At 43.3% G+C, this 25584-nt stretch carries 23 protein-coding genes; 14 read left to right on the forward strand and 9 right to left on the reverse strand.

The annotated features are described in order from the left end of the window. The first annotated feature begins 57 nt into the window (after positions 1 to 57). Positions 58 to 531: a Fur family transcriptional regulator gene (locus tag ACFOSV_RS07055; RefSeq protein ID WP_377904815.1), complete on the forward strand. Its 474-nt coding sequence runs from the start codon at positions 58 to 60 to the stop codon at positions 529 to 531. On the opposite strand, the gene ACFOSV_RS07060 is transcribed toward ACFOSV_RS07055, so the two are convergent. Both ACFOSV_RS07060 and ACFOSV_RS07065 read right to left on the reverse strand, forming a co-directional pair. Next, positions 528 to 971 (reverse strand): SRPBCC family protein, encoded by a 444-nt coding sequence (locus ACFOSV_RS07060; protein ID WP_377904817.1) that lies wholly within the window; start codon positions 969 to 971, stop codon positions 528 to 530. The genes ACFOSV_RS07055 and ACFOSV_RS07060 overlap by 4 nt on opposite strands. Before the next feature lie 103 nt (positions 972 to 1074). Next, entirely contained in the window at positions 1075 to 1680 is a 606-nt protein-coding gene (locus tag ACFOSV_RS07065; RefSeq protein WP_377904819.1) for a cytochrome c oxidase subunit 3, read from the reverse strand. A 129-nt stretch (positions 1681 to 1809) separates the two neighbouring features. On the opposite strand from ACFOSV_RS07065, the gene mfd reads away from it, so the two are divergent. The 5 genes from mfd to ACFOSV_RS07090 all read left to right on the forward strand — a co-directional run bounded on the left by mfd (position 1810) and on the right by ACFOSV_RS07090 (position 13063). Beyond that, the gene (gene mfd / locus ACFOSV_RS07070; RefSeq protein WP_377904821.1) at positions 1810 to 5163 is read left to right on the forward strand and encodes a transcription-repair coupling factor; all 3354 of its coding nucleotides are present in this window, start codon (positions 1810 to 1812) and stop codon (positions 5161 to 5163) included. 176 nt (positions 5164 to 5339) lie between these two features. Next, on the forward strand, positions 5340 to 6563 hold the full coding sequence (gene gldJ / locus ACFOSV_RS07075; RefSeq protein ID WP_377904823.1) for a gliding motility lipoprotein GldJ: 1224 nt from the start codon (positions 5340 to 5342) through the stop codon (positions 6561 to 6563). 205 nt (positions 6564 to 6768) lie between these two features. Beyond that, a complete protein-coding gene (locus tag ACFOSV_RS07080) occupies positions 6769 to 10008 on the forward strand; it encodes a WD40/YVTN/BNR-like repeat-containing protein (protein ID WP_377904825.1) in 3240 nt (1079 codons plus the stop codon). 200 nt (positions 10009 to 10208) lie between these two features. Continuing rightward, on the forward strand, positions 10209 to 12641 hold the full coding sequence (locus ACFOSV_RS07085; RefSeq protein WP_377904827.1) for a S9 family peptidase: 2433 nt from the start codon (positions 10209 to 10211) through the stop codon (positions 12639 to 12641). Positions 12642 to 12706: 65 nt separating this feature from the next. Further along, positions 12707 to 13063 carry a hypothetical protein gene (locus ACFOSV_RS07090; protein WP_377904829.1) on the forward strand — a complete coding sequence of 119 codons (357 nt, stop codon included), beginning with the start codon at positions 12707 to 12709 and terminating at the stop codon, positions 13061 to 13063. Between the two features lie 2 nt (positions 13064 to 13065). On the opposite strand, the gene ACFOSV_RS07095 is transcribed toward ACFOSV_RS07090, so the two are convergent. The 4 genes from ACFOSV_RS07095 to ACFOSV_RS07110 form a co-directional block, all read right to left on the reverse strand. After that, on the reverse strand, positions 13066 to 13608 hold the full coding sequence (locus tag ACFOSV_RS07095; RefSeq protein WP_377904831.1) for a hypothetical protein: 543 nt from the start codon (positions 13606 to 13608) through the stop codon (positions 13066 to 13068). A gap of 119 nt (positions 13609 to 13727) precedes the next feature. Then, the gene (locus ACFOSV_RS07100) at positions 13728 to 14453 is read right to left on the reverse strand and encodes a tetratricopeptide repeat protein (RefSeq protein WP_377904833.1); all 726 of its coding nucleotides are present in this window, start codon (positions 14451 to 14453) and stop codon (positions 13728 to 13730) included. A 43-nt stretch (positions 14454 to 14496) separates the two neighbouring features. Further along, positions 14497 to 14784, reverse strand: a complete 288-nt coding sequence (locus tag ACFOSV_RS07105) for a winged helix-turn-helix domain-containing protein (RefSeq protein ID WP_377904834.1) — start codon at positions 14782 to 14784, stop codon at positions 14497 to 14499. After that, the gene (locus ACFOSV_RS07110; RefSeq protein WP_377904835.1) at positions 14781 to 15347 is read right to left on the reverse strand and encodes a hypothetical protein; all 567 of its coding nucleotides are present in this window, start codon (positions 15345 to 15347) and stop codon (positions 14781 to 14783) included. The genes ACFOSV_RS07105 and ACFOSV_RS07110 overlap by 4 nt, the downstream gene beginning before the upstream one ends. 140 nt (positions 15348 to 15487) lie before the next feature. On the opposite strand from ACFOSV_RS07110, the gene ACFOSV_RS07115 reads away from it, so the two are divergent. Genes ACFOSV_RS07115 through ACFOSV_RS07125 form a run of 3 tightly spaced genes read left to right on the forward strand, consistent with a single transcriptional unit; the run spans position 15488 to position 16807 of the window. Next, positions 15488 to 15940 carry a DUF1569 domain-containing protein gene (locus ACFOSV_RS07115; RefSeq protein ID WP_377904837.1) on the forward strand — a complete coding sequence of 151 codons (453 nt, stop codon included), beginning with the start codon at positions 15488 to 15490 and terminating at the stop codon, positions 15938 to 15940. After that, a complete protein-coding gene (locus ACFOSV_RS07120) occupies positions 15937 to 16305 on the forward strand; it encodes a glyoxalase (RefSeq protein ID WP_377904839.1) in 369 nt (122 codons plus the stop codon). Before ACFOSV_RS07115 ends, ACFOSV_RS07120 begins: the two co-directional genes overlap by 4 nt. Positions 16306 to 16354: 49 nt before the next feature. Next, positions 16355 to 16807 carry a copper resistance protein NlpE gene (locus ACFOSV_RS07125; RefSeq protein ID WP_377904841.1) on the forward strand — a complete coding sequence of 151 codons (453 nt, stop codon included), beginning with the start codon at positions 16355 to 16357 and terminating at the stop codon, positions 16805 to 16807. A 1-nt stretch (position 16808) separates the two neighbouring features. Here ACFOSV_RS07125 and ACFOSV_RS07130 read toward each other — a convergent pair whose 3' ends face one another. Beyond that, positions 16809 to 17741: a hydrogen peroxide-inducible genes activator gene (locus ACFOSV_RS07130; protein ID WP_377904843.1), complete on the reverse strand. Its 933-nt coding sequence runs from the start codon at positions 17739 to 17741 to the stop codon at positions 16809 to 16811. A 140-nt stretch (positions 17742 to 17881) separates the two neighbouring features. Between ACFOSV_RS07130 and ACFOSV_RS07135 the strand changes: the two genes are divergently transcribed. The 3 genes from ACFOSV_RS07135 to ACFOSV_RS07145 all read left to right on the forward strand — a co-directional run bounded on the left by ACFOSV_RS07135 (position 17882) and on the right by ACFOSV_RS07145 (position 20214). After that, on the forward strand, positions 17882 to 19186 hold the full coding sequence (locus ACFOSV_RS07135; protein WP_377904845.1) for a Gfo/Idh/MocA family protein: 1305 nt from the start codon (positions 17882 to 17884) through the stop codon (positions 19184 to 19186). A gap of 171 nt (positions 19187 to 19357) precedes the next feature. Then, complete coding sequence (locus ACFOSV_RS07140; RefSeq protein WP_377904847.1) at positions 19358 to 19804, forward strand: MarR family winged helix-turn-helix transcriptional regulator; 447 nt, start codon at positions 19358 to 19360, stop codon at positions 19802 to 19804. Next, positions 19792 to 20214, forward strand: a complete 423-nt coding sequence (locus ACFOSV_RS07145) for an organic hydroperoxide resistance protein (RefSeq protein WP_377904849.1) — start codon at positions 19792 to 19794, stop codon at positions 20212 to 20214. Before ACFOSV_RS07140 ends, ACFOSV_RS07145 begins: the two co-directional genes overlap by 13 nt. A 50-nt stretch (positions 20215 to 20264) precedes the next feature. On the opposite strand, the gene ACFOSV_RS07150 is transcribed toward ACFOSV_RS07145, so the two are convergent. Beyond that, positions 20265 to 21239 carry an NADPH:quinone oxidoreductase family protein gene (locus ACFOSV_RS07150; protein WP_377904851.1) on the reverse strand — a complete coding sequence of 325 codons (975 nt, stop codon included), beginning with the start codon at positions 21237 to 21239 and terminating at the stop codon, positions 20265 to 20267. Positions 21240 to 21343: 104 nt separating this feature from the next. Between ACFOSV_RS07150 and ACFOSV_RS07155 the strand changes: the two genes are divergently transcribed. Beyond that, positions 21344 to 22732, forward strand: coding sequence for a dipeptidase (locus ACFOSV_RS07155; protein WP_377904853.1), 1389 nt, complete (start codon positions 21344 to 21346; stop codon positions 22730 to 22732). 54 nt (positions 22733 to 22786) lie between these two features. After that, on the forward strand, positions 22787 to 24877 hold the full coding sequence (locus ACFOSV_RS07160) for a protein-disulfide reductase DsbD family protein (RefSeq protein ID WP_377904855.1): 2091 nt from the start codon (positions 22787 to 22789) through the stop codon (positions 24875 to 24877). A 50-nt stretch (positions 24878 to 24927) separates the two neighbouring features. Here ACFOSV_RS07160 and ACFOSV_RS07165 read toward each other — a convergent pair whose 3' ends face one another. Then, on the reverse strand, positions 24928 to 25578 hold the full coding sequence (locus tag ACFOSV_RS07165) for a response regulator (RefSeq protein WP_377904857.1): 651 nt from the start codon (positions 25576 to 25578) through the stop codon (positions 24928 to 24930). Positions 25579 to 25584 lie beyond the last annotated feature (6 nt).

Genomic DNA, 25584 nt, shown 5'->3' on the forward strand with positions numbered 1-25584 from the left:
GAGTGTTGCCCTTGGCCACAAAATCAAGCATCTTTATCATTTAAGACCCAAAGTAAAATGGCAAATCCAGAAGTAATCGATAAGGCAAAAAAAATATTTGAGGATTTTTTGGCAAAACAAGGAAGTCGAAAAACGCCTGAGCGCTTTTCTGTGATCGATGAGCTCTACGCACTCCCTCAAGATGAGCATATCGACGTGGAAGGCTTATTTCTGAAAATGCGAAACTCTGGTAGTACAATCAGCCGAGCGACGATTTACAATACGCTGGATCTACTCGTTGAGAGTGGATTGGCCGTAAAGCATCAGTTCAAAGATAAAGTAGCTCTCTATGAGCAAGCCTTAACTTACAAGCATCACGACCATCACGTGTGCAACCAATGCCGAAAAATCAGAGAATTTTCTGACCCAAAAATAAAAGAAATAAAAGAGGCAATCGGTAAGGAGTTTCAATCCTCCATTATCAGTCACTCGCTAGTTTTATATGGAGATTGCACCATAAAAAACTGTGAAAATCTTCCACAGCCTATTTAAGAGGCCTTTTTGAAAATCTTTTTGTATATCGGTTTACGATAAGCAAACTGCAAAAGCATGGCTGGATAGAGCAGCCAAGTGAGCAAGAAAAAGGGGCCTTGATACTCAATCTCATCTCTAATTTCTGATCCTGTTTCGCTTTTCAAAATTCGGTGCTTATGCGTCCATTTATTTAGAAAAAAAGGAAGCTCCACTCCCTTATCGATGAAATAAAACTCCTCCGAAGTGAGTTTGTCTTCCGTGATCTCGCTCACCCATTTTTGCTTGAAAAATATAAAATTCAGTTCCAAGGCCACCAAGTCTCCTGTTGCTGATCCATCAAATCGCAAAAGCTTCACCGGTGGAAAGGGAGGACTGAGTTTTACAAATAAGGATTCATTAAACCCTTCTTTTACACTCAGGTAGTCCTGATCTACAAAGGTGCTGATGGTTAATTTCATAAGTTTAGGGTTTGAGTTTTATCGATCGGTCTGTTGGTGGGATTTGTTTTGTGATTGTCCGCTAGTTTAGACGCTTTTCTCAAAGGGTTTTGATAAAGTCAAATTAGAAACTAATCACAAATAGGAGAAAAAGAATCAACCAAACCGCATCCATAAATCGCCAGTAAGTAGTGAAAAGCCTGATTCTCATTTTTTCAAAGGGATTCACTACAAGAATCAGAGCCTTCACTTCATCTTTTCTATTATTCCGCAATTGGGACCAAAGAATTACTGCGAAAACCATGGCTCCAAGTAGGTGAAAGATATGAATTCCTGATAGCACATAAAGAAAACTGCCCGAGGGAATTCCTTTAAAATCAATCCCCATCTGATCTAGTTCTCGCCAGCCAAGAAACTGCAATAAAGTAAACGTGGCTCCCAGAAAAAGCGTGATTAACAAGGATCTTTCCAGTTGATCGATTCGCTCTTCTTGATAGTAGAGACGCATTTTAGTGGCAGAATAGCCACTCAATACAAGCAAGAAAGTAGAGACTAAGAAAGAAATGGGCACATGACGATTGTACCCTTCCAACTGATTGATCCCTGAGGACAAAAACGCCACAACCAAAAACAAAAAGATCAAACCGCTCCCAAACATCCCTAAATAAAGCAGGGTTTCGTAAGGGTGCAGCCTTTCCACGCGCTGAAACCAACTTAATTGCTTATCCATATCCTTCATCCATTGCTAAACATTATTGAAGTCCATAGGTTCAAAATCCCATAGAATTTGAGAATCTTTCTCCAGAATAATAGAAAGCCCTAAATTTGGCCTTCTCAAAAGTATTAAGCCACACCTGTTTTGGATCACAAAGCCTTTTTATCACTTTACCAAACCCACCCCCTTTTTCAAAATCTGGAACTTGAAATCCTGAAAGAAGGTAAGGAAAACATCCAAATCAAAGGCCTTTCCGGAAGTTTGGATGCCGTACTGTTGAGTAGTATTTATGCCCAAAAAGGCGGAATACACGTTGTAATCGCCCAAGACAAGGAAGAAGCAGCCTATTTTAGCACAGACCTTCAGAATCTTCTTGGATCCGAGCAGTATTACATTTTTCCTACCAGCTTCAAGCGCCCGTATCAATACGATGAAGTAGACAACGCTAATGTTCTAATGCGTGCGGAAATGCTTTCAGAGGTTTTGAACGCGGACTTAAAGGATAGAATCATTGTCACGTATCCTGAAGCCCTTTATGAAAAAGTGATCAATAAGCGCTCCTTGCAAGAAAACACCCTAATCGCTAGGGTAGGCGAAGCTGTGGATATGGAGTTTATCTCTGAAATCTTAGTGAGCTATGATTTCGAGAAAACTGACTTTGTCTACGAACCAGGCCAATTTGCCATTCGCGGTGGAATTTTGGATGTTTTTTCGTTTTCCCATGAAAATCCCTATCGCCTAGAACTCTTTGGAAAAGAAATCGAAAGCATCCGAACCTTCGATCCAGAAACTCAGCTATCTATCGCGGATGTGAGTTTTATTTCTTTGGTCCCTAACGTTCAGACCAAGCTCCTGCAGGAAATAAGACAGCCTTTTCTGGATTTTTTACCTGATGAAACGAAGATCTGGATCAAGGATTATCAGCTCACTTTGGACGTCTTGGACGAATGTTTTCACAAAGCGGACATTGCATTCAAGCAAATGGTGGACAAGTCCAAGTCGGACAAACTTCTCCTCAAGCCGGAAGACCTTTTTCAGCAAGGAAAGGAATTTGTCAAAACCATTTCTCGCTTTAAACTGATTGAATTTGGCCGTCAATTCTATCTAAAGCAAAGCAGAACCATAGCTTGGGATAGTCAGCCTCAGCCTTCTTTCAATAAGAATTTTGATCTCCTCGTGGAGAACCTCGGGCAAAATGCCCGTAAGGGTTTTACCAGTATTCTGACGGCAGAAAATGAAAAGCAACTGAACCGTTTGCTCGGTATTTTTCATGAGCTCGATCCAACCTTAGAGGTTCAGACCATGCTCATTGGCCTCAAAGAGGGTTTTGAGGACAGAGATTTGAAATTGGCCTGCTATACGGATCACCAAATTTTTGAGCGTTTCCACCGATATAAGACCAGAAAAAAGGCGAGCAAATCAAAGGCACTTACACTTAAAGAACTCAAGGCACTTCACCCGGGAGACTATATTGTACATGTGGATTATGGTGTGGGCCGATTTGCAGGGTTAGAGAAAGTCAAAGTGAATGATAAAATGCAGGAAGCGGTACGATTGGTCTTTCGGGACGACGATTTGCTTTATGTAAACATTCACTCGCTCCACAAAATCTCAAAATTCAGCGGACAAGAAGGCACCATGCCCTCCATGTCCAAACTAGGCTCACCTGAATGGGATAATAAAAAATCCCGTGTCAAAAAGAAGGTGAAGGATATCGCGAAGGATTTGATTGCCCTTTATGCCAAACGAAGATCAGCTCAGGGCTTTGCCTTTCACTCGGACTCAGTCCTCCAAGTGGAACTGGAATCTTCCTTTGTCTACGAGGATACACCCGATCAGGCTCAAGCCACATCTGATGTCAAAGAAGACATGGAAAAAGGATATCCCATGGATAGATTGGTCTGTGGTGATGTGGGTTTTGGTAAAACAGAAGTCGCCATTCGTGCGGCCTTCAAGGCCGTAAATGACCGAAAACAAGTAGCTGTGTTGGTTCCCACCACCATTTTGGCTATGCAGCACTTTCAGACTTTTTCGGAGCGCCTCTCGGGCTTTCCTCTTAAAATTGACTACATCAATCGCTTTCGAACTGCAAAGGAGGTTAAAGAAATCGTCTCCCAAGTAAAGAGTGGGGAGATAGACATTCTGGTGGGAACTCACAAAATTGTGAACAAAGACATCGTCTTTAAGGATTTGGGATTGCTGGTTATAGACGAAGAGCAAAAATTTGGGGTGAAGGTCAAGGATCAACTGAAAAACCTTCGTGTGAATGTAGATGTACTGACTTTGACTGCCACACCTATTCCGCGGACGCTTCATTTTTCTTTGATGGGGGCTCGTGACCTTTCTGTAATCGCCACGCCTCCACCCAATAGGCAACCCGTAACCACAGAAACGCACACCTTCAAAGAAGAAGTAATCCGAGATGCTGTTGCCTACGAGCTAAGACGTGGGGGACAGGTGTTTTTTGTCCACAACCGAGTGGGTGAAATAGATAGCATTGCTAATCTCATCATGAAGCTTGTGCCTGACGCCAAAGTTGCTGCGGCCCATGGCCAAATGGACGGGAAAAAGCTGGAGCGGATCATGGTGGATTTTATCAATCATGAATATGACGTGCTGGTATCTACTAACATCATCGAGTCAGGACTCGACATCCCAAATGCAAACACCATCATCATTAATCGGGCGCATATGTTTGGTCTGAGCGACTTACATCAGATGCGTGGCCGGGTGGGTCGAAGCAATAAAAAGGCTTTTTGCTATTTGCTGACCAACCCCATGTCTGGACTGACCGCAGAGGCAAGAAAACGACTACAAACCTTAGAAGAATTCTCCGATTTGGGCGACGGGTTCAAGGTAGCCATGAAGGATTTGGACATCCGCGGAGCTGGAAATCTTCTTGGAGCCGAGCAAAGCGGTTTTATTACTGATTTAGGCTTTGAGATGTATCACAAAATCCTAGACGAGGCAGTTCAAGAATTAAAAGAAAATGAGTTTGCTTCCATTTTTGAGGTAGATCTCAAGGAAAAAACTGCCGTATTGGTTCAGGATTGTACGATTGAGACGGATTTGGAGCTTTTGATTCCGGAAGAATATGTGAGCAATATTTCTGAACGTCTAGGACTGTATTCAAAACTGGATGGAATCAAAAATGAGTCAGACTTGGAAAAATTTGCACTAATGCTCACCGATCGATTTGGACCGATTCCGGAAGAAGTCTCCGAACTGATGGAAACCGTCCGGCTTAGATGGATCGCTGAAAAGTTAGGCATTGAGAAACTCGTCTTGAAGTCAGGGCTGATGAAATGCTACTTACTTCCATCAAGCAAGGCAGACTATTATTCCTCCGAGGTTTTTGGCAAAATCATGAAGTTTGCACAAGGATTGCCCAAAAAATGTAAAATAAAAGAGTACAAAAACCGTTTGATTCTTACGATCAGTGAAGTAACCTCGATTTCGAAAGCCGAAATCAGGCTTAAAGAGATGCAAAACCAATAAAAAGTAAATTTTTTACTGGCATAAATATTGCAGTTTCGGATACCGATTTTGTCGATGGTAGGGAAAACGCGTGTTTTTTAACATAATCGCAACCTATTGTCGTCCAAGATATATTGTAAGTGCTCCCTAATGCGTTTATATTAGCGGATTGAAATTGACAAAAACACATAAATAATATGCGTCAGAGTAAAAACTCAATGGGAATGTGGATGGGAGTAATCCTGATTGTCTTCGGGACCATTCTTTCCTCATGTAATAAAACCCCTGGTTACGGCCGTAGAACTGCTAACAAGCCTGGGAAAAAAAGCGCTACCACCGGAGCCGAATTCAGTTTCGATGAGCAGGATTCTACGAATTTCTTTGTAGCTAAAAATGCTGAGCAAATTCCAGGTCCAAACTTGAAGTTTATCCAAGGAGGACGTGCTGTACTCGGTTCACAAGAAGAGGATATCATGGCTTTCCGTGATAATCAAGAACGTACAGTTACAGTTGCCTCTTTCTACATGGATGAAACTGAAATCACAAATAATGATTACCGCGAGTTTCTTTTCGATATGAAAAAGAAGGTCAGCGCTGACTCACTTTTAAAATTAGAGCCGTCTGAAGATGTATGGTCTGGTGCTATGTCCTTCAATGACCTGTATCAATCTTATTATTTCAGATTCCCTGGATTTAATTTCTATCCTGTAGCCGGAGTGTCTTGGAGCCAAGCAAACTCTTATGCAAAATGGAGAACCGAGTTCGTTCAAGAGCTGATCAGACAGGAAAGAGAACTTGACTCGGCGATGACTAAAAATCAATTGATTGAAAGAGGAGTGGCATTGGCAGACTACCGACTTCCAAACGAAGCTGAGTGGGAATATGCTGCGAAGGCGATGATTGGAACTCAATATCTTGAGGAAAACCAAGAGTATGGAAGGATTTATCCTTGGGATGGCCGCGGCGTTCGAAATCCTTACAACGTAAAGCGTAAAGGAAAGCAAGGTGATTTCCTTGCCAACTTCAAAAGAGGACGTGGTGACTACGCCGGTATCTCTGGTAATCAAAGAAATGACGGTGAAATCCTTCCAACCAACGTGTATGACATGGCACCAAATGACTTTGGCCTTTACCACATGGCTGGAAATATGAATGAGTGGGTGTATGACGTATACCGACCACTTTCATTCCAAGATTTTGACGACCTTAACCCATTGAGAAAAGATGGTGTATATGATGAAGCAGAAAATTACGAGACTTCATTGCTAACTGATGAACTTCGAGTTTACAAAGGTGGATCTTGGAAAGATGTAGCCTATTGGTTAGCTCCTGGAACACGTCGATTCATGCATCAGGACTCTGCTACCAATGCCATTGGATTTAGATGTGCGATGATCTCTATCGGAGAGAAAGGAAAATAAATAGAATAGCCCTTCGAACAGGCAAATCATTTAAGATGCCCCTGAGTAGTCAATTACTCAGGGGTATTTTTTTGCCCTCACCAAAATCTCCGTCTTTGCAGAAATGAGTTCAAATTCATCAAGCTTGGTGCAAAGTCATATATCCCAAAAAAGATTTTTGCATCTTAGTGGAGAAGAAAACTCCAGTATTTAATTCGACTGACATATGCGCAAATTTTATTCTTTACTATTTCTAATTCTTCTTTTGGCCAACAATCCTATGCAGGCACAAAAGAAAAGCTCCAGTTCGCGGGAGAAAACGCTGGCGGAGCAAAGTTTTTCGGCTTTTGCCTGGAGAAATATCGGACCCGCCTTCACTTCGGGACGTATCGCTGATATCGTCATCCACCCCGACAATAGGAATGTCTGGTATGTGGGTGTAGCTTCAGGCGGTGTTTGGAAAACAGAAAATGCAGGGACAACCTGGACGCCTATTTTTGACGATCAACCAGTCTTTGCCATTGGCTGTGTGACGATTGACCCTACTAATCCTAACCGAATCTGGGTGGGTACAGGTGAAAATAATGGTGGTAGGCACATCTCATTTGGAGATGGTGTTTACTTGAGTGAAGATGGTGGGTCCACATGGAAAACTATGGGATTGAAAGATTCCCAGCATGTGGGTAAAATCATCGTACATCCTGAAAATTCAAACATCATCTTCGTCGCTTCGCAAGGACCGCTTTGGAATAAAGGAGGAGATCGAGGATTTTATCGCTCCGAAGATGGTGGTAAAACGTGGACCAAAACACTTGGAGATGAAGAATGGACGGGTGTGGCAGATGCCATCATAGATCCTAGAAATCCAGATATCGTCTATGCTGCGACCTGGCAACGACACAGAACGGTGGCCGGCTATCTCGGTGGCGGCACCAAATCAGGAATACACAAATCAACAGACGGTGGCAAAACATGGACAGAGCTTACCAATGGAATCCCAGGCGGTATCAAAGGCAAGATTGGCCTAGCGATCAGCCCTCAAAACCCAGATTATGTGTATGCTGCTATTGAATTAATTCGTCGTACAGGAGGTGTTTTCCTTAGTAAAAATCAGGGAGCCTCTTGGGAGAAAATGTCGGATGCAGTTTCAGGAGCTACCGGCCCACATTATTATCAGGAATTGTATGCCTCGCCACATGACTTCGGTACCATCTATCTCGTAGATGTGCGGATGCAGGTTTCCTACGACCATGGCAAAACCTTCAGCCTACTCAATACTGAAGCCACTCACTCCGACAGCCACTCACTCAACTTCATTGCGGATGAACCAGACTTTTTGCTGCTAGGAACAGATGGTGGTATCTATGAGACAGTGGATGGTACCAAAAGCTGGAGATATATCAAAAACCTTCCGCTTACGCAATATTACAAGGTGGCCGTGGATGATGCGGTGCCATTTTACAATGTCTACGGAGGCACCCAAGACAATGGCTCTCATGGAGGTCCATCCAGAACAGATGATGAAAAAGGGATCCGCAATGCACACTGGTCACGAGTACTCGGCGGAGATGGTCATCAATCCGCCGTAGAACCTGGCAATCCAGAAATTGGCTATGCCGAATCTCAGCAGGGTTACCTCCACCGTTTGGACCGAATCACTGGCGAGTCCGTCTACATTCAACCTCAGCCCGCAGCCGGAGAGGGTGAGGAGCGATTCAATTGGGATTCGCCGATTTTACCAAGCCAGCATGTGCCGAGCACACTTTATTTTGCTTCGCAAAGGGTATGGAAATCTACCGACCGTGGGGATTCTTGGACGCCGATTTCCGGTGACTTGACCAAAGGAAAAGACAGAATTACGGAGCCAATCTTGGGTAAAAACCAAAGTTGGGATCATGCCTGGGATATGTATGCCATGTCCGAGTTTAGCACAATTACTTCCCTAGGTGAATCGCCCATTAATCCCGATGTACTCTATGCGGGTACCGACGATGGACTGATCCAATACACCAAGGATGGAGGAGAAAGCTGGACTGCTGTGGCAGTGGGAAGTATTCCTGGCGTACCCGCCAATGCCTTTGTGAATGATATCCGGGCAGATTTGTTTGACGAAGCGACAGTTTACGTAGTCTTGGACAATCACAAAGAGGGCGACTTCAAACCCTATGTGGCCAAAAGCACCAACTACGGTGCCAGCTGGTCTCTCATCACCTCCGGTCTACCCGAACCTTTACTTACCTGGAGAATTGTGCAAGACCATGAAAAAGAAGGACTGCTTTTCCTTGCCACAGAATTTGGTGTTTACTTCAGTATCAATGGAGGACAAAATTGGATGGAACTGAATGGAGGCCTGCCAACGATCTCCTTCCGAGATATCACCATTCAACGAAGAGAAAATGACTTGGTGGGAGCATCCTTTGGTAGAGGATTTTATGTCTTAGATGATTATTCCGCTTTGCGCGATGTGTCTCAGGAAATGCTGAGCAAAGAAGGTCACTTGTTCACTCCTCGAGACGGATACTGGTACACACCAAAGAATGCCGTGAATAATATGGGTGATGATTATTGGTTTGCACCAAACCCTGAATTTGGCGTCACTTTCGCATACTATGTGAAAGAAGGAGTTCCCTCCTTGAAAGCCGAGCGACAGAAAAAAGAGAAGGAGATGGGCGAGGCTTCGATTCCTTTCCCTGGATTCGAAGCAATCGAGGCCGAAATGATGGAAAATGAGCCAGAAGTTCATCTTGAAGTCTATGATGATCAAGGTAATTTCGTCCAACGAGTAAAAGCCAAAAACGCTTCTGGTTTTCATCGAACCACCTGGGATCTGAGTATGGCTAGCCAAAGTGTCATCGATCCGGACCGCCTTCGCTCTGGTGGCTGGGGAAGTATGATGGCACTGCCAGGAAGCTACAAAGCAAAACTCGTACGCCACCAAAATGGTGAAATGACCCAAATAGGTGAATCCGTCTCTTTTGAAGTGAACCCGCTAAGAGAGGGTGCTTTGGCGAGTAAAAGTGTAGCCGAGATTCAGGCCTTTAGAAGTGAACTCACTGACTTTCAAAATGACATCACACTTGCTAGTTCGGCCCTGGAAAAAGCCACCAAAGAAGTAGGAGCCATGAAAGTCGCTCTTACGCGCTCTGGAAAATCTGATGCCGCCCTAGCCAAAGAAATCCACGAAGCTGAGATGGCACTGAAAAAGTTAGACAGCAAAATGAACGGAAACCTAGCCAAGCGAGAACTACTCGACAATATGGCCCCAACTATTTTTGATCGATTCAGTGCGGCCTATTCCGGTGCATTTGGAACGTATGGTCCTACAGGAATGCAAAAGCAAGCACTTGCTGCTGGACGGGAAGAGTTTGCTCCACTGAAAAGCGAGTTAGAAAAAATAACGCAAAGTACGTTGCCAGGCATACTTGCAAAATTAAAAGCAATCGGTGCACCACCTATTGATGGGTAACCCTAAGACTTGTTCAAAAACAGAAAGGCCGGAATTCTTTAATTCTGGCCTTTTTTGTCCTTTTAGGAAAAATTCAAATGTCTCTGCCCTCCAAATTTGCTAAAAAAGGCTTCATCCAAAAAAGATTCTTACCACTGATGGGATTAAAAACTGCTCTTTCATTTTTCTACCTTATTTTACTAGTCTATCAACAAATGGACATGCAAAAATTCTTCAAACCTTTCAGCTTACTGATCTTTGCGCTTCTGCTTCAGGGCAGCTTACTCGCGCAAACTACCTACCAGACACCTCCGTCTTCGATCGTAGATTTGGTAGATAGCCCTCCTACACCCAGCGTCAGCTTCACTAGCGACGGAGAGTGGATGATGATCTTATCACGGCCCGGCTATGCCAGTATAGAGGACCTCTCTAGTCCTGAGTTGCGAATCGCAGGGACTCGAATCAACCCGCAAACTTCTGGGTCAAGTCGGTCAGGGTCTTTCAATGACATCACCTTCAGAAAAACCAGAAGCGGGGAGGAGAAAAAAGTCGCCGGTCTTCCTTCCAACCCCAAATTATCGGGCTTTTCACTATCTAGGGATGAAAAATATCTTGCTTTCGTCCATACAGAAAGCAATGGAATCAGCCTATGGGTAGCTGATTTGACCACTTTTGAAGCCAAAAAACTTACTGACCCGATCCTCAATGGAGTGCTTGGGACCGATGTGATCTGGATGCCAGACAATAGCATAGTTTTCCGAGCTGTCAACTCAAGACGTGGAGATTATCCACAAAAGCCTGCCGCTCCATCCGGTCCCACCATTCAAGAAACAGATGGCGACGCAGCAGCAACCCGGACCTACCAAGATCTGCTTAGCAACCCTTACGAAGAGCAGTTATTTGCCTATTTCATGGATAGTCAATTAATGAAAGTTACGCTTTCGGGTGAAGCTAAAGCACTTGGAAAACCAGGGATGATCCGAAGCGTGTCTGCTTCGCCTGATGGTAAATATCTATTAACTAGAACCATAGAAAAGCCCTTTTCATACCTCGTTCCAGCATCTCGATTCCCATATCAATTGGATATCCTATCTGCAGATGGAAATTTGGTAAAGACTCTGGCGAATATTCCATTGGACGAAGTGCGACCTACGGGATTTGATGCTGAAGTGACTGGTCCAAGAGATGTAAACTGGAGAGCAGACAAAGGCTCTGTACTCTATTGGGTGGAAGCTCAAGACGGGGGTGACCCAAAAGTGGAAATCGAGGAAAGAGATATTATCTACACGCTAGATGCTCCTTTCACAGGATCCAAAAAGAAACTTGCCTCCACCAAGCTCCGCTTTTCATCAATCGATTGGTCGGATGACTCTTTCGCAATTGTAAATGAGCGCTGGTGGTCGAGCCGGCAGGAAATGAGAAGTTTGATCAACCCATCTAATCCAAGCCAAGAAAAAAAGACTATCATCGATAGATCTTATTCAGACATTTATACGGATCCAGGTAGCCCACTTTATGTGGAAAATGAATTTGGGAGATCCGTTTTGATGCGAGATGGCAACTTGATTTACATGACCTCAGAAGGTGGATCACCTGAAGGAAGCATGCCTTTCCTTTCCGCTTTTGACGTATCGACTGGTGAGCAGGAAATCATTTGGAGATCACAGGCTCCTTTTTACGAGCGGGTTGTAAAGGTTTTGGATATTAAGCAGGGTGAAGTGATTAGTCTAAAAGAAAGCACCGATATCCAACCAAACTATTGGCTAGTACAAACCAAAAAGCGTATGGCACCTCGCCAGCTGACCAATTTCCCGAATCCATATGAAGGTATCAGTGATATCAACAAGGAGTTGGTCACATACAAAAGAAAAGACGGACTGGACCTTTCTGCAGTCATTTATACCCCAGCAGGCTACGATCCTGAAAAAGATGGACCACTTCCTGTTCTGATGTGGGCCTATCCAAGAGAATACAAATCAGCCGCCATTGCTTCCCAAGTACGGGGCACGAAGTATGGTTTTACTCGTCTGAATTGGGGTTCGCCTATTTACTGGGTGACTCGCGGCTATGCGGTAATGGATCGGACGGAGATGCCCATTGTCGGTGAGGGAGATACAGAGCCAAATGATATGTTTGTAGATCAGCTGGTCGCCAATGCTGAGGCAGCTATTGATTATATCGTGGAGCGAGGTATCGGTGATAGAGAACGAATCGGAGTAGGAGGGCACTCTTACGGAGCCTTTATGACGGCCAATCTCCTTTCGCATTCGGACTTATTTGCCGCAGGTATCGCCAGATCCGGTGCATACAATCGTACCTTGACTCCTTTTGGCTTCCAAGCTGAGGAGCGTACTTTCTGGGAAGCTCCAGAGGTGTATTTCACCATGAGCCCATTCATGCATGCACATAAAGTGAAAGAGCCGATTTTGCTGATTCACGGTGAAGCGGACAATAATTCCGGTACTTTCCCCATCCAATCTGAGCGCTACTATGCCGCGCTGAAAGGAAATGGCGGAACCGCCCGACTGGTTTTCCTACCTAACGAAAGCCATGGATATGCTTCTCGCGAATCCATACTCCATACGCTTTGGGAAATGGATACTTGGCTGGAGAAGTATGTGAAAAACAAAAACACAATTGAGCCCAAGAAATAAATTAATCAAACTCGACCCTCTTTTGGAATACTAGAGCTAGATTGAGATCGTTAGTCTTGATAACTATGCACACCAAAAACTATGTTTTTTTATTCCTTGCGTCACTGCTAGTTTGGACCCTGAGTTGCGCAGAAAAAGAGGAAATAGACCCAAATTTGACATTTACCCTTCTGGTGGAGAACGCTCTCCCCAGATCGGTAGATGTCTATATCAAACCTCAAGCAGAAATCGACGAGCCTTTTGTATTAGATGCCACAGCTATTTCGGGGCAAACTATAGAAATACCGGAATTGATAATTAGGGAAGCGTATAGAATTCGCTTTGTGAATCAAGGTCGACCACTGAGTGAATTTTTTGAAGAACGGGCAATCGCGAACTTAGACGAGCTCCAGGCAGAACTACTTCTGGTCATTTCGGAATAAACTTAAAGCCTTTTGGCAAGACCAATTCCAATGTTGGTCGCATCGTATGCATTCCACCTGAAATCCTGAGTAAGCACACCAAAAACCTCCCACCTTTTCGGTAATTCTACGCCATACTCAATGGAAAATCGTGTGAGTGTAAAGCTTTCTTCATCAGCAAATTCCCGACCCATACCAAAAGCAAACGACCAACGATGTGCTGGTTTGAACACCGCCATTAAAGCAGGGGCTATAGGGCGGTCTCGTTCGAGAAGCTCGCCCTTATTCGTCTCTACAAAAAAGTTTTCATTCAAAAAATCCGTGTGCAATCCCACAGCCCATTTTTCGGTAAACCAATAATTATAGTCAAAAGCAAAGCCTGGGACCACCAGATATTCTTTATCTCCTTCAAAGTTTCGCCCCTGACGGATCCAAGAATGTGTCAGCACCAGAGATATAGTGTGTTTTCCCTCAATCTCTACCTCAAAAGATTCTTCCTCCTCTTGCGCAAAAGCAAAAGATTGTAGACCAAGACTAAAAACAAGAAATAAAAATGTCCTTTTCATAATGATCAAAAATAAAGCAATCTGTATGGCTATCAAAACTGACTAGGACAACATCCAAAGAAAAAAGGCAAGGGTAAAACCCAAGCCTTTTCCGAATAAAAACCTCTGAAATCAATAGCTTAATCCAAAGCAGGCAGAAGGGACTTGCCTACCCAGTGAAAATTCGGTTCTATATCTAATGCCTTTTCATAGACTTCACGTGCCTTTTCTTTTTCTCCTTTCTCGGAGAGAATGATTCCTTCCCAAGCTAGGTTGTCTAAGTGCATCCAGCTAGCCTTTACCACACTTTTTTCAAAAAGAGCTGAACTTTTTCTAAATAATTCCAAAGACTTATCCACATCGCCTCCCCACATGGCAGGCGTGAAGTATTTGTTAGCTGCTAGCATTTTGAGCACAATTGGTGAATTGGGGCTGATCTCCACAGCTTTCTCTAAAAGCTTTGAGCTCTTAGGGCCAAGCGTCATAGATTTCCAAGGTGAATAGGCCATTTTGAAACCCATTAGGGATGAAAGCATAGCATTAGCTTCCCCTGTGTATTTGTTGCTCTTGGTGAGTTCTTCCAAGTGCTCTTCACAGTTATCCACATAATCATCAAAGAGATCCTCATCCTGATCGGCTTGAGTGATATTCAGCAGACCATACTCAGTTTGGGCAAGATTGAATAAGTTATCCACAGTTTGATTCTCCTGATAAATCTTCGTAGCCAAGGCAACATTTTGCTTCCAAATTTCCTTATCAGCACTAAGATAGGCGCGGTAATTTTTTTTCATTAGCTCTTGTGGAGAGGTCATCGCCACTGTAAAAATGAGTAGCGGAAGTAGCAGAAATTTGATGTTCGTTTTCATAATGTAAATTGGTTTATATTATAAACTAAATTGAGAAAATTTTTTACTCGATATATTTTTTAAGATTTTCCACATACGTCTCAAAAGCATCCACGCCTTTAGGAGTAATCTTACATGTGGTCAAGGGTCGTTTACCTCGAAAGGATTTTTCTATGGAGATGTATCCAGCTTTTTCGAGTTTATCCAATTGCACACTAAGATTGCCAGCGGTGGACTGAGTTTCCTCTTTGAGAAAGGTGAATTCGGCCTCTTCCAATCCAATAAGGAGTGAGACCACGGCCAAGCGAAGTTGGGAGTGCAAAAGAGGATCCAATGGACTAAAGGAGCTCAAGACTTATTTTTTTTGAGTGAATAACCAGGTACCAGATATCCGATCATGATCGCGATTCCAGCCACCAAATATTGCTCGGTAATTGGCAAAAAGAAAGCAATCAAAGCTGCAATGAACAAAATGATCCCTCCATACTTTACCAAATTCACCTGAATCATCGCCCCTGTAGTAAAAACGCCTATACCAGCCAAAATCAAAATAACAGGATTTTGATAGAAGTTCAGTTGAGGCATAAAGGCCAAAACCATTAGTATTCCTAGGAATACCATAAGCCATAATTGACTCAAGACCGCATCCAAATGCGTCTTCACTCCAGTTTTCTTGGATTTAGTTACCGAAAACCAAATGCTTACCCCTACGACTGGGATTAGCGCAAGCCAAACTATATAAGGTGCAGGATAATCTATTTTGGCCAATACATAATGTCCAAGATTACAAAGTGCTACGGCCCAGCCCCACAGAAGCATTTGAAAACTCCCATCACCGGCCGCCCGCCTTTTTGCCTTGCCGATCATCTGAGTGATCAGTTCTAAGGACTCTTTACTTGTCAGTTCTTTTTCCATTTTTTCAGTGTTTGAAAAGATTAACGATTCAAATATAAATAGGTTTACATTATAAACCATTTTATTTTAAAAAATTCTTGTCGTACCTAATTCCTTCCCCTCAATTATTTTGGTATCTTGACCAAAAACCCACATTTGTCATGAAAAATATTTTTTCTCCTTCAGTCACCGATGAGGTCATTTCCCGCATCGAAGCACTCAATTTGGATACTAAGCCCCAATGGGGCAAAATGAGTGTAGACCAAATGCTCGCACACTGCAACGTAGCCTATGAGATGGCTTTTACGGACAAACATCCCAAGCCAAACGCCCTGATGCGCTTTATGCTCAAAACATTTGTGAAAAAAGGGGTGGTAAATGAAACCCCTTACCCTAAAAACAGCCGCACTGCCCCTGCCTTTATGATCACAGATGCACGCAATTTCAAAGAAGAAAAAGAGCGACTCATCGCATTCTTAAAAAAATGCAGCGAATTAGGAGAGGCTCATTTTGAAGGCAAAGAATCATTATCATTTGGCAAAATGAGTGCTCAAGAGTGGAACAACTTGTTCTACAAACACCTAGATCACCACCTAACACAGTTTGGTGTATGAAAGTACAAGCCAAGTCCATTCGGCCATTTATTGGTGCCAAAGATTATGAGGAGAGTCTTCGCTTTTATAGAACCTTAGGATTTGAAATCAAGTCTCTTGGACCAGTGATGTCTGTTATTCGCATTTCCGAAGGCCACTTTTTTTACCTTCAAAAAGCCTTTGTGAAGGATTGGGTGGATAACACCATGCTTTTCCTAGAAGTGGAAGATCTTCAATCCTATTGGGAAGCGGTAAAAGTTTTGGGTCTTCCTGACAAATTCCCTGGCGTTCGACTATCGACAATCCAATTCCAAGAATGGGGAGCCGAGTTTTTTCTTCATGATCCCAGTGGCATTCTCTGGCATATTGGAAGTTTTAAACCGTAATTTGAGATTAGCAATTTATAAATTTCCCATTTCTGTCAATTGTACTCAAATGAACAAATTCATTCCTGCTTACCTTATACTCCTTTTATTAGGTGCTTGCGAAAGCAAAATTTCTAAAGAAGTCTCTGGAGAAGAAAATATCAAAGAAGAAACAGTCAATATACCTCTGGGTGACAACTCACAAGTAAGCCTAGATTGGAATGGCACTTACAAGGGAACCATTCCCTGTGCGGACTGCGAAGGAATAGAAACGACTCTCACATTGAACACCGACCTAACCTACGTTTTGGTGACCAATTATCTGGGCAGAAATGATGCCTTGGAGGAGAGAAACTCAGGTAGCTTTACCTGGGGTGAATCTGGAAGCAAAATAACCTTAGAAAATACCGGCTCGGGCCCACATCAATACAAAGTAGGTGAAAATAGACTTTGGCACCTAGATATGAATGGGGAGGTAATCACAGGGGATCTGGCAGATCACTACATTTTGACCAAGCAGTAGACTATTTGAATCGAACGATCTTCCCGTGAGATTTAGAAGTCATCTCAACAGGAATAGCCGCGGTGATTTCGTCATGAAGTAGTTTGACTAGTTTCTGCTTGAGAAAGCTTCTGTTCAAAATAATACTCACTTCACGAATTGGTGTCTCGCCAGCAAATGGCCGAATTCTACTTTTTTCTTCCTGAGACAATTCAAAAGTAGCTAGCTCAGGCAGCAATGTGACACCGCGATAACGATTTACCATGTTCTTGAGCCCTTCTAATGAACCACTTTCATAGTGGAAATTTTGGTGACCACTGAGCGATTGATCACAGAGATTGATTACTTGGTCTCGAAAGCAATGCCCTTGCTTCAAAATCCAGAAATCCTCCTTTGCAATCTGTTCTGGATGAAATTCCTTCTTTTGCAGAGCCGGATGGGTACTTGATAAGTAGGCGAAAAACTTTTCATAAAAAATGGGCTTTTCGACAATTCCCTGCTCCCCCAAAGGCGTAACTACGATTCCCAAATCAAGCTCATCATTTTTGAGTTTAGTCACTACTTCTTCCGTAACCATTTCATGTACCTTGAGCTTCACCTTCGGATACTTCTCAAGAAAGCTTCTCACAAATAAGTGAAGCAAATATGGAGCAAGCGTCGGAATAATTCCGATACTGATCACACCGGAGACATCGCCTTTCATCTGAGCCACCAGCTCATAAACACCCTTTGATTCAGAAACAACCTTCTTAGCTTGGGCGATCACTTGAACCCCAATTTCCGTAGGAATTACCGGCATTTTACTTCGATCAAATAGCACCAAGCCCAACTCTTTTTCAAGCTTACTCAATTGTGCGCTGAGCGTAGGCTGGGTAACATGACAGGAATCTGCCGCATGTCCAAAATGCCGGTGTTTATCCACGGCTAGTAAGTATTCTAATTGTTGTATGGTCATATTCCTATTTCACTCATTTTGAGGTTATTCACCTGGCATCCTGGGCTTTCATCCACCCATGGAATTTTTGCAGAGAATCCTTCGATACTCAAAGGAAAAGCACTAATTTATTGAATCAGAATCCATAAAACCTAAACCCCATGAGCAAATCAAATTTTTCCCGAAGAAAATTCCTTTCAACCTCACTTCTCACTACCGCCGGATTAGGAGCTTTGCCCACCCTTAGCTTTGCTTCTAGTAATAACACACCTTCTTTAGCTGGAGAAAAAGTCAGGCTCGGTTTTATTGGGCTAGGCAGACAGGCCATGGGGCTACTGAATAATTTTATGCGAAACCCAGCAGTAGAAGTAATAGCTGGGGCTGATGTGTATGAAGTAAAGCGGGAACGATTTGCACTTCGAACCCAAGAACTGTATAAAGCTCGTGGCTCTGCTGCTCCAAAAATTTCGCTTTCGCATGACTACCGGGAGCTGCTAGATAATCCAGAAGTCGATGCCGTAGTCATTGCCTCCCCAGATCACTGGCATGGACTGATGGCCATTCACGCCTGCGAAGCAGGAAAAGATATTTATCTGGAAAAGCCCCTCACTTTTACTGTAAAAGAAGGCCAAATGCTTGTCCACGCCGTCCGTTCAAATAACATAGTCCTAGCAGTGGGTAGTATGCAGCGATCCGCTCCGAATTTTCAGCATGCAGTGCGTATGGTCCAAAAAGGCTATTTAGGAAAAATAAAAACTGTGTATGCCAATGTCGGTCCAGACCCGTTTCCAAAGGCAGTGGATTATGAAGCCCAGACCGTACCCGCGGGCTTGGATTGGAAAGCATGGGTCGGACCTCGTCCAAATATGCCTTATATGCCAGATCTGAATCCTCCCATTTCACTAGATCCAGTAGAAAATGAAAAAGCTTGGGGAGCTTGGCGCTGGTATAAGAATACAGGCGGAGGGCTCATGACTGATTGGGGAGCACACATGTTTGATATCGCTCAATGGGGAATCGGAATGGATCGCAGCGGACCTGTTCAAATTATCCCAGACCAAGGTGACCAACCCTTGAAATACACCTATTCCAACGGAATCGAAATGCTTGTAGCTCCATTTGACGATAGACGTCAAGGAGTGAAGTTTATTGGAGAAAAAGGATGGATCACGGTGTCAAGAGGAGCATATGATAGTTCGGTGGACGCTTGCAAGCGTGAATTCACTCGTGAAGAATTTGGATTTGGAGCGCATCACGTTGACTTTATCGATTCGGTCATCATGCGAAAAGAACCAATGGTACCAGTAGAAATTGGACATAGTACCTGTACCGTTTGTACCATTGGAAATATTGCCCACGAACTAGGCCGGTCTCTAATTTGGGACCCAAAAGCTGAGACCTTTGCAGGTGATTGGGAAGCGAGTACCATGCTTCATTACAATTACGAAAATGGGTATAAAATTTAGTCTTCATCCACATTTTAAAAACATTAGAAATATTTGTGAATAACGTAACAGGGATCAAGAATGGCGTAAACCTAAAAATTTGCTTTTCGTAGTGAATCAATAAAAAAACTTAATAGGTCTCATTTTTAAAATTTTTATCAATTAAATTGTGCTAAATCAAATAGGCGCAAAATGTTAATAACTCATGATATCTCTCTTGGTCTCTATTCCTCTTCAAGACTTTTGATTCAATTAATTCAGTCAAAATTACTGGAATATAGTCTGACTTATCCACAGTATTTGGTCATGTCTGAGCTTTGGGAATCCGATGGTCTGCGCGTAAACCAAATTGGGGAAAAGTTGAATTTAGATTCGGGAACTTTGACCCCATTATTAAAGAAATTAGAGAGTCAAAACTACATTAAGCGAGTAAGAGGAGAAGCCGACGAACGAACCGTCACGGCCGAACTGACCTATCCCGGAAAATCACTACAGTCCAGAGTGGAGGAGAGCCTGAAAGAAATGGAAAATTCTTTAGCCGAAAGATTCACAGAAAATACAGCAGAACTAAACCAAACAATTCAAGCTTTGTTAGAACAATTACAAACCATTAAAAAAGAATCAACATGGAAAAACTGAATATCGATTATACAGCAGTGGCTGTAAACACAGGAGGAAGAAAAGGACATGTCCGCACAGATGACGGTATGCTGGATTTTGACGTAGCTATGCCAAAGGAAATCGGGGGAGAGGGTGGAAAAACCAATCCGGAGCAACTTTTTGCCTGTGGTTATGCAGCTTGTTTCGGTGGAGCATTAGGAGCTGTAGCTGGCAAAACCAGTTTAAGAGACTCAGAAATCAAAGCAAAAGTTCATCTTGGAAACTACGGTCCTGGATCATTTGGCCTTGCTGTGGATATTGAAGTAAAGATTCCTCAAGCGGAATCGCTAGAGCATGCACAGCAACTTGTCGATGCAGCGCACCAAGTTTGCCCGTATTCTAAAGCGACTAGAGGAAACATTGAAGTCAATGTGAAGGCAGTGGCTTAAATCCAATACATTCCCATACAAATAAGGCCGGGATTTTCCGGCCTTATTTGTTAGATCACTACAACTCCTTTCCCTAGCATCCTACGCTGTTCAAGGTCTTTCAAGGCCTCGGAAGAATCCTCGAGTGAATACCTTCTACTGATATGCTGCTTAATTTTTCCTTGAAGGATCCATTTGACTAACTGCCCTATATTTTCAAAACTTTGTTTTGGCTCGAGCTTTGAAAATTGGCCCCAAAACACCCCTTGAATCGAACAGCCCTTGAGCAATGGCAAATTCATTGGAATTTTGGGGATTTCTCCATTTGCGAAGCCAACAATCAAGTATCGTCCTTTCCATGCAATCCCTCTCAATGCTGACTCAGTATAAATTCCTCCGACAGGATCATAAATTACATTAGCTCCCTTTCCGCCAGTGAGTTCTTTGATTCTCGTCTTGAGATCCTCCTTTGAGTAATTGATTACTTCATGGGCTCCTTTTTCTTTACAAAGTGCTAATTTCTCCTCTGAGGAGGCTGCTGCAATTACCTTGGCTCCCATTAATCGACCCAACTCCACAGCCGCCAAGCCCACTCCTCCTGCAGCTCCTAAAACCAACAAGGTTTCGCCTTCCTCTAATTTTGCGCGATCTTTTAGTGCATGAAAAGAAGTCCCATAAGTATATAAGGTGGTGGCAGCTACCTCAGCGGAAAGTCCAGGCGGTAATGAGAAAACCCGATCTACGTCTACTACGACTTGCTCGGCAAATCCACCCCAACCACAAAGCGCCAGCACTTGCTGACCCTCAACAAATTCTGTCACATTTTCACCCACTCGGATCACTCTACCAGCCACTTCTCCACCAGGTGAAAATGGCAATTCGGGCTTGAATTGATATTTATTTTGTACGATGAGGAAATCTGGAAAATTCACCCCGCAAGCCTCCACGGCGATTAAGACTTGGTCTTTTCCCGGCTTGGGATCTGGAAGCTCTCCAAATTTCAAATTTTCAGGAGGTCCAAACTCCTCACAAATGATTGCTTTCATGCTTTAGTAAAGTCAAAACTATAGGTGGAAATATGGGTTTAAAGTAGGCATTTCAGCTCGAAAAGGATAATTTTGAGCACTTTAACGGAACCAAACCCCCAAATATGGCAGTCAACGATTATATCCGCGCAAACCAAGATAAATTTCTCAACGAGCTTCTCGATTTATTGAGAATTCCTTCAGTAAGTGCCGATCCCAAATTCAAAAATGATGTCATCTCCGCGGCGAAATTTGTGGCAGATGCTATGGAAAAAGCAGGAGCAGATCTTGTTGAGATTTGTGAAACTCCCGGATATCCCATCGTCTATGGAGAAAAAATAATCGACCCTAGCCTACCTACCGTACTGGTTTATGGCCACTACGATGTACAGCCAGCGGACCCATATGAGCTTTGGGATTCTCCTCCTTTTGAGCCAGTGATTAAAAACACCAAGATCCACCCAGAAGGGGCAATTTTTGCACGCGGATCCGCTGATGATAAGGGCCAATTCTACATGCATATCAAAGCATTCGAAGCTATGATGGCCGAAAATGAACTGGTCTGCAATGTGAAATTTATGATCGAAGGAGAGGAAGAAGTAGGGTCAGACAATTTGGAAAAGTTTGTCGTGGAAAATAAAGAGCGCCTTAAATCCGATGTAATTTTGATTTCGGACACCCACATGATTTCCATGCAAAACCCCTCCATCACAGTTGGATTGCGAGGTATGGCCTACATGGAAGTGGAAGTAATCGGTGCCAATCGTGACTTGCATTCCGGAACCTATGGTGGAGCAGTGGCAAACCCAATTAATATCCTTTGCCAAATGATTTCTTCCATGCTCGATGAAAACAATCATGTGACCATTCCAGGGTTTTATGATAAAGTGCAAGCCTTGACTGAGGAACAGCGAAAACGCCTAAACGCTGCACCTTTCGATCTAAATGAATACAAGGAAAAATTAGATATCGCCGACGTTCACGGCGAAAAGGGTTACACGACAATTGAGCGTGTAGGGATCAGACCTACCCTAGACGTGAATGGAATCTGGGGTGGATATATAGGCGAAGGCGCCAAAACAGTATTGCCATCCAAAGCCAATGCAAAAATCTCCATGAGATTGGTCCCTGACCAAGATTGGCATGAAATCGCAACACTATTTGAGGATTACTTCAAATCTGTGGCCCCAAAATCCGTCAAAGTGAAAGTGAAATCTCATCACGGAGGGTCTCCAGCAGTGGTGTCTGACAGCTCGGTGGGCTATCGCGCAGCTGAAGCGGCCATGGAAGAAACCTTTGGAAAACGACCAATCCCAACTCGAGAAGGTGGATCCATTCCAATCGTAGCGCTATTCCAGAAGGAACTGGCGACAGACCCCATTCTTTTCGGGTTTGGTCTGGATACTGATGCGCTTCACTCGCCAAACGAGCATTATGGAGTGAAAAATTACTTCATCGGTATTGAAACGATTGCGGCCTTTTTCAAAAAATTTCGTGACTTAAGTCAATCTTAAAAGGTGAACTTATCCTACACAAGATTGATTTGAATAACATTCCTTGATAGCTCCATGAAATTCCCTCTAAATTTCAGCCGTTTACTCCTTTTGGTGGGTATGTTTTTTTCCTTTTACTCCGTAAATGGACAAATCATCTCTCCACCTGAGTGGACCATAGATTTGGAGCAACAGGAACAATTAGATGAGGCAAAAATCATCTTCACCGCTAAGATCCCAATTGGTTGGTACATTTATTCCAATGAGTTTTCTGCTGATTTAGGCCCCATTCGTACCCAGCTCGAGCTGCAGCCCTCTGATGCTGTGGAACTCGCCGGTGGCTTAAAAGCGATCAACCCCAAAACCAAATATGAAGAGGTTTGGGAAGGTGAGGTCACCTATTTTATGGGTACAGGTCGATTTGAACAAGGACTGAAACTCAAGAAAACAAGTGGAAGAATTTCAGGAATTCTAATCTATCAAATGTGTAGCGACCTTACCGGTCAATGCATTAATTATGAGGAAGATGTGGATTTGGATTTTTCTTTTGCGAGCATCGCAAGTTTAGAATCACCCGCTGCAAATATAGGCCAGAGCTCCACAAATAGCGCCGAAACAAATGACGAAGGCAACCTCTTCACACTTGAGGAAACACCAGAAAATCTAGATCAAAATCAGAAAAGTGAAGTCAAAACAACTTCGCCTGAGGCAGTAAACTTCGAATTGCCTGATGAGCAGCAGGAGTCCTTATGGGGCTTTATGATTTTGGCTTTCCTGGCTGGTCTTGCGGCCTTATTGACGCCCTGTGTCTTTCCGATGATTCCAATGACCGTGAGCTTCTTTACGGGCCGTGCGAGCAGCAAGGCGGCTGGCATTCGTAATGCCTTCATTTATGGATTCTCCATCATCGGCATTTACACCGTGGCAGGAACGGCAGTCTCTGCGATTCAGGGTCCTGAGTTTGCCAATTGGCTCGCCACACACTGGCTTCCCAATCTATTCTTTTTCGGAATTTTCATCTTTTTTGCTCTTGCTTTTTTGGGCATGTTTGAGATTACCCTTCCCTCTGGTTTAGTCAATAAAGTTGACGAAAAGGCAGAAAAAGGAGGTTTGGCCGGAGTGTTCTTTATGGCCTTCACCTTGGTTTTGGTTTCTTTTTCTTGCACAGGTCCCATTGTAGGGTCCATTCTCATCAGCTCCGCTGGCGGGGAATTGGTCAAGCCAATTTTAGGAATGTTTTCCTTTTCGCTGGCTTTTGCCATCCCATTCACCCTATTCGCGATTTTCCCTGAGTGGATGAATAGACTCCCAAAATCCGGGGGTTGGCTCAACTCGGTGAAGGTGGTTTTGGGTTTCCTCGAACTGGCTTTAGCCTTCAAGTTTCTCTCCATAGCCGATTTGGTCTATCATTGGGGCATTCTGGATCGAGATATTTTCTTGGTGATCTGGATTGTGATTTTCGCTGCTCTAGGCCTTTACCTTTTAGGTAAAATTAGATTGCCACACGATTCTCCACTGGATCATATCGGGGTGCCTAGATTACTGTTAGCGCTTTTTACTTTTATGTTTGTACTCTATATGATCCCAGGTCTTTGGGGCGCTCCGCTCAAATATCTAAGCGGCTATTTGCCTCCTTTGACCACACAGGATTGGAAAATCGGAGAAGGGTATTCCACTACGGAAGTAGAGACCAATGAAGTAAAATATGGTGATTTGCTGGAAATTCCTTTCGGGATACAAGGCTATTTCGATTATGAAGAGGCCTTAACCGCTGCAAAAGCTCAAGGAAAACCCTTACTCATCGACTTCACTGGACATGGCTGCGTGAATTGCCGAAAAATGGAGGAAAACGTCTGGTCTGACCCCCAAGTTTTGACTCGATTGAAAAATGATTTTGTGATGGTGGCCTTGTACATCGATGAGCGTCTAGAGCTTCCGGAAAGTGAATGGTACACCTCAACCTATGACGACAAGGTCAAAAAGACGCTTGGAAAGCAAAATGCAGATTTTCAGATTACCCGATTCAACAACAATGCGCAGCCTTATTATGTGATCTTGGATCATCAGGAAAAGTTACTCGCTCCTCCACGAGGATATGAAACAGATATTCAAGAATTCATCGAATTTTTGGATAGAGCTTCTCGTGAGTTTAAAGTGAGGAATTAAAAATTTAAAGTTTCAGTGACTTCACTTTACATTTTATACTTTAATCTCTTTTATCCTTCAATAATCCGATTTTTCACAGCTTTTTGCACCGCTTCAAGTTTGGAATGTACTTGGAGTTTGCTGTAGATATTTTCAATATGCTTACGGACCGTTTTGGGAGAAATAAAGAGATTTTCGCCGATTTGATTGTAATTAAGTCCTTTTGAGATTTGCTCCAAGATTTCAATTTCACGATTGGTCAGTCGGATATCTTCTTTGGGCTCCTCAAAATCAGGCGGGTTTCGGAGCAGTTTCAAGGCCTTCATGGCAACTGATGGAGTCATCGCGGCTCCGCCTTCCAAAGTGTCCAGAATACCCTGATGAAGCATCTTAGCATCTACTTCCTTTAAAAAATAACCATTAGCTCCAGCTTGTATCGCTTTGAAAATATTCTCATCATCGTCAAAAACGGTAATCATGACAATCTTGATTTGAGGATATTTTTTAGAAATCTCGGCCGTTGCATCAATTCCATTCATTTTGGGCATTTCTATGTCCATCAAAATGAGGTCGATATTAGGATTTTTATCCAGTTTTTCGATCAATTCAAGCCCATTCGAGGCTGAATACTTCACAAGGAATTCATCAAAAAACGAAAGCTTCTCCAAAATAGCTTTCAGTAAAAAAGAATTGTCTTCCGCGACAGCTAGTCTTATTTTCATATTCAA

Origin of the sequence: Algoriphagus namhaensis, assembly GCF_042649705.1 — a bacterium.
In the GTDB taxonomy this organism is placed as follows: Bacteria; Bacteroidota; Bacteroidia; order Cytophagales; family Cyclobacteriaceae; genus Algoriphagus; species Algoriphagus namhaensis.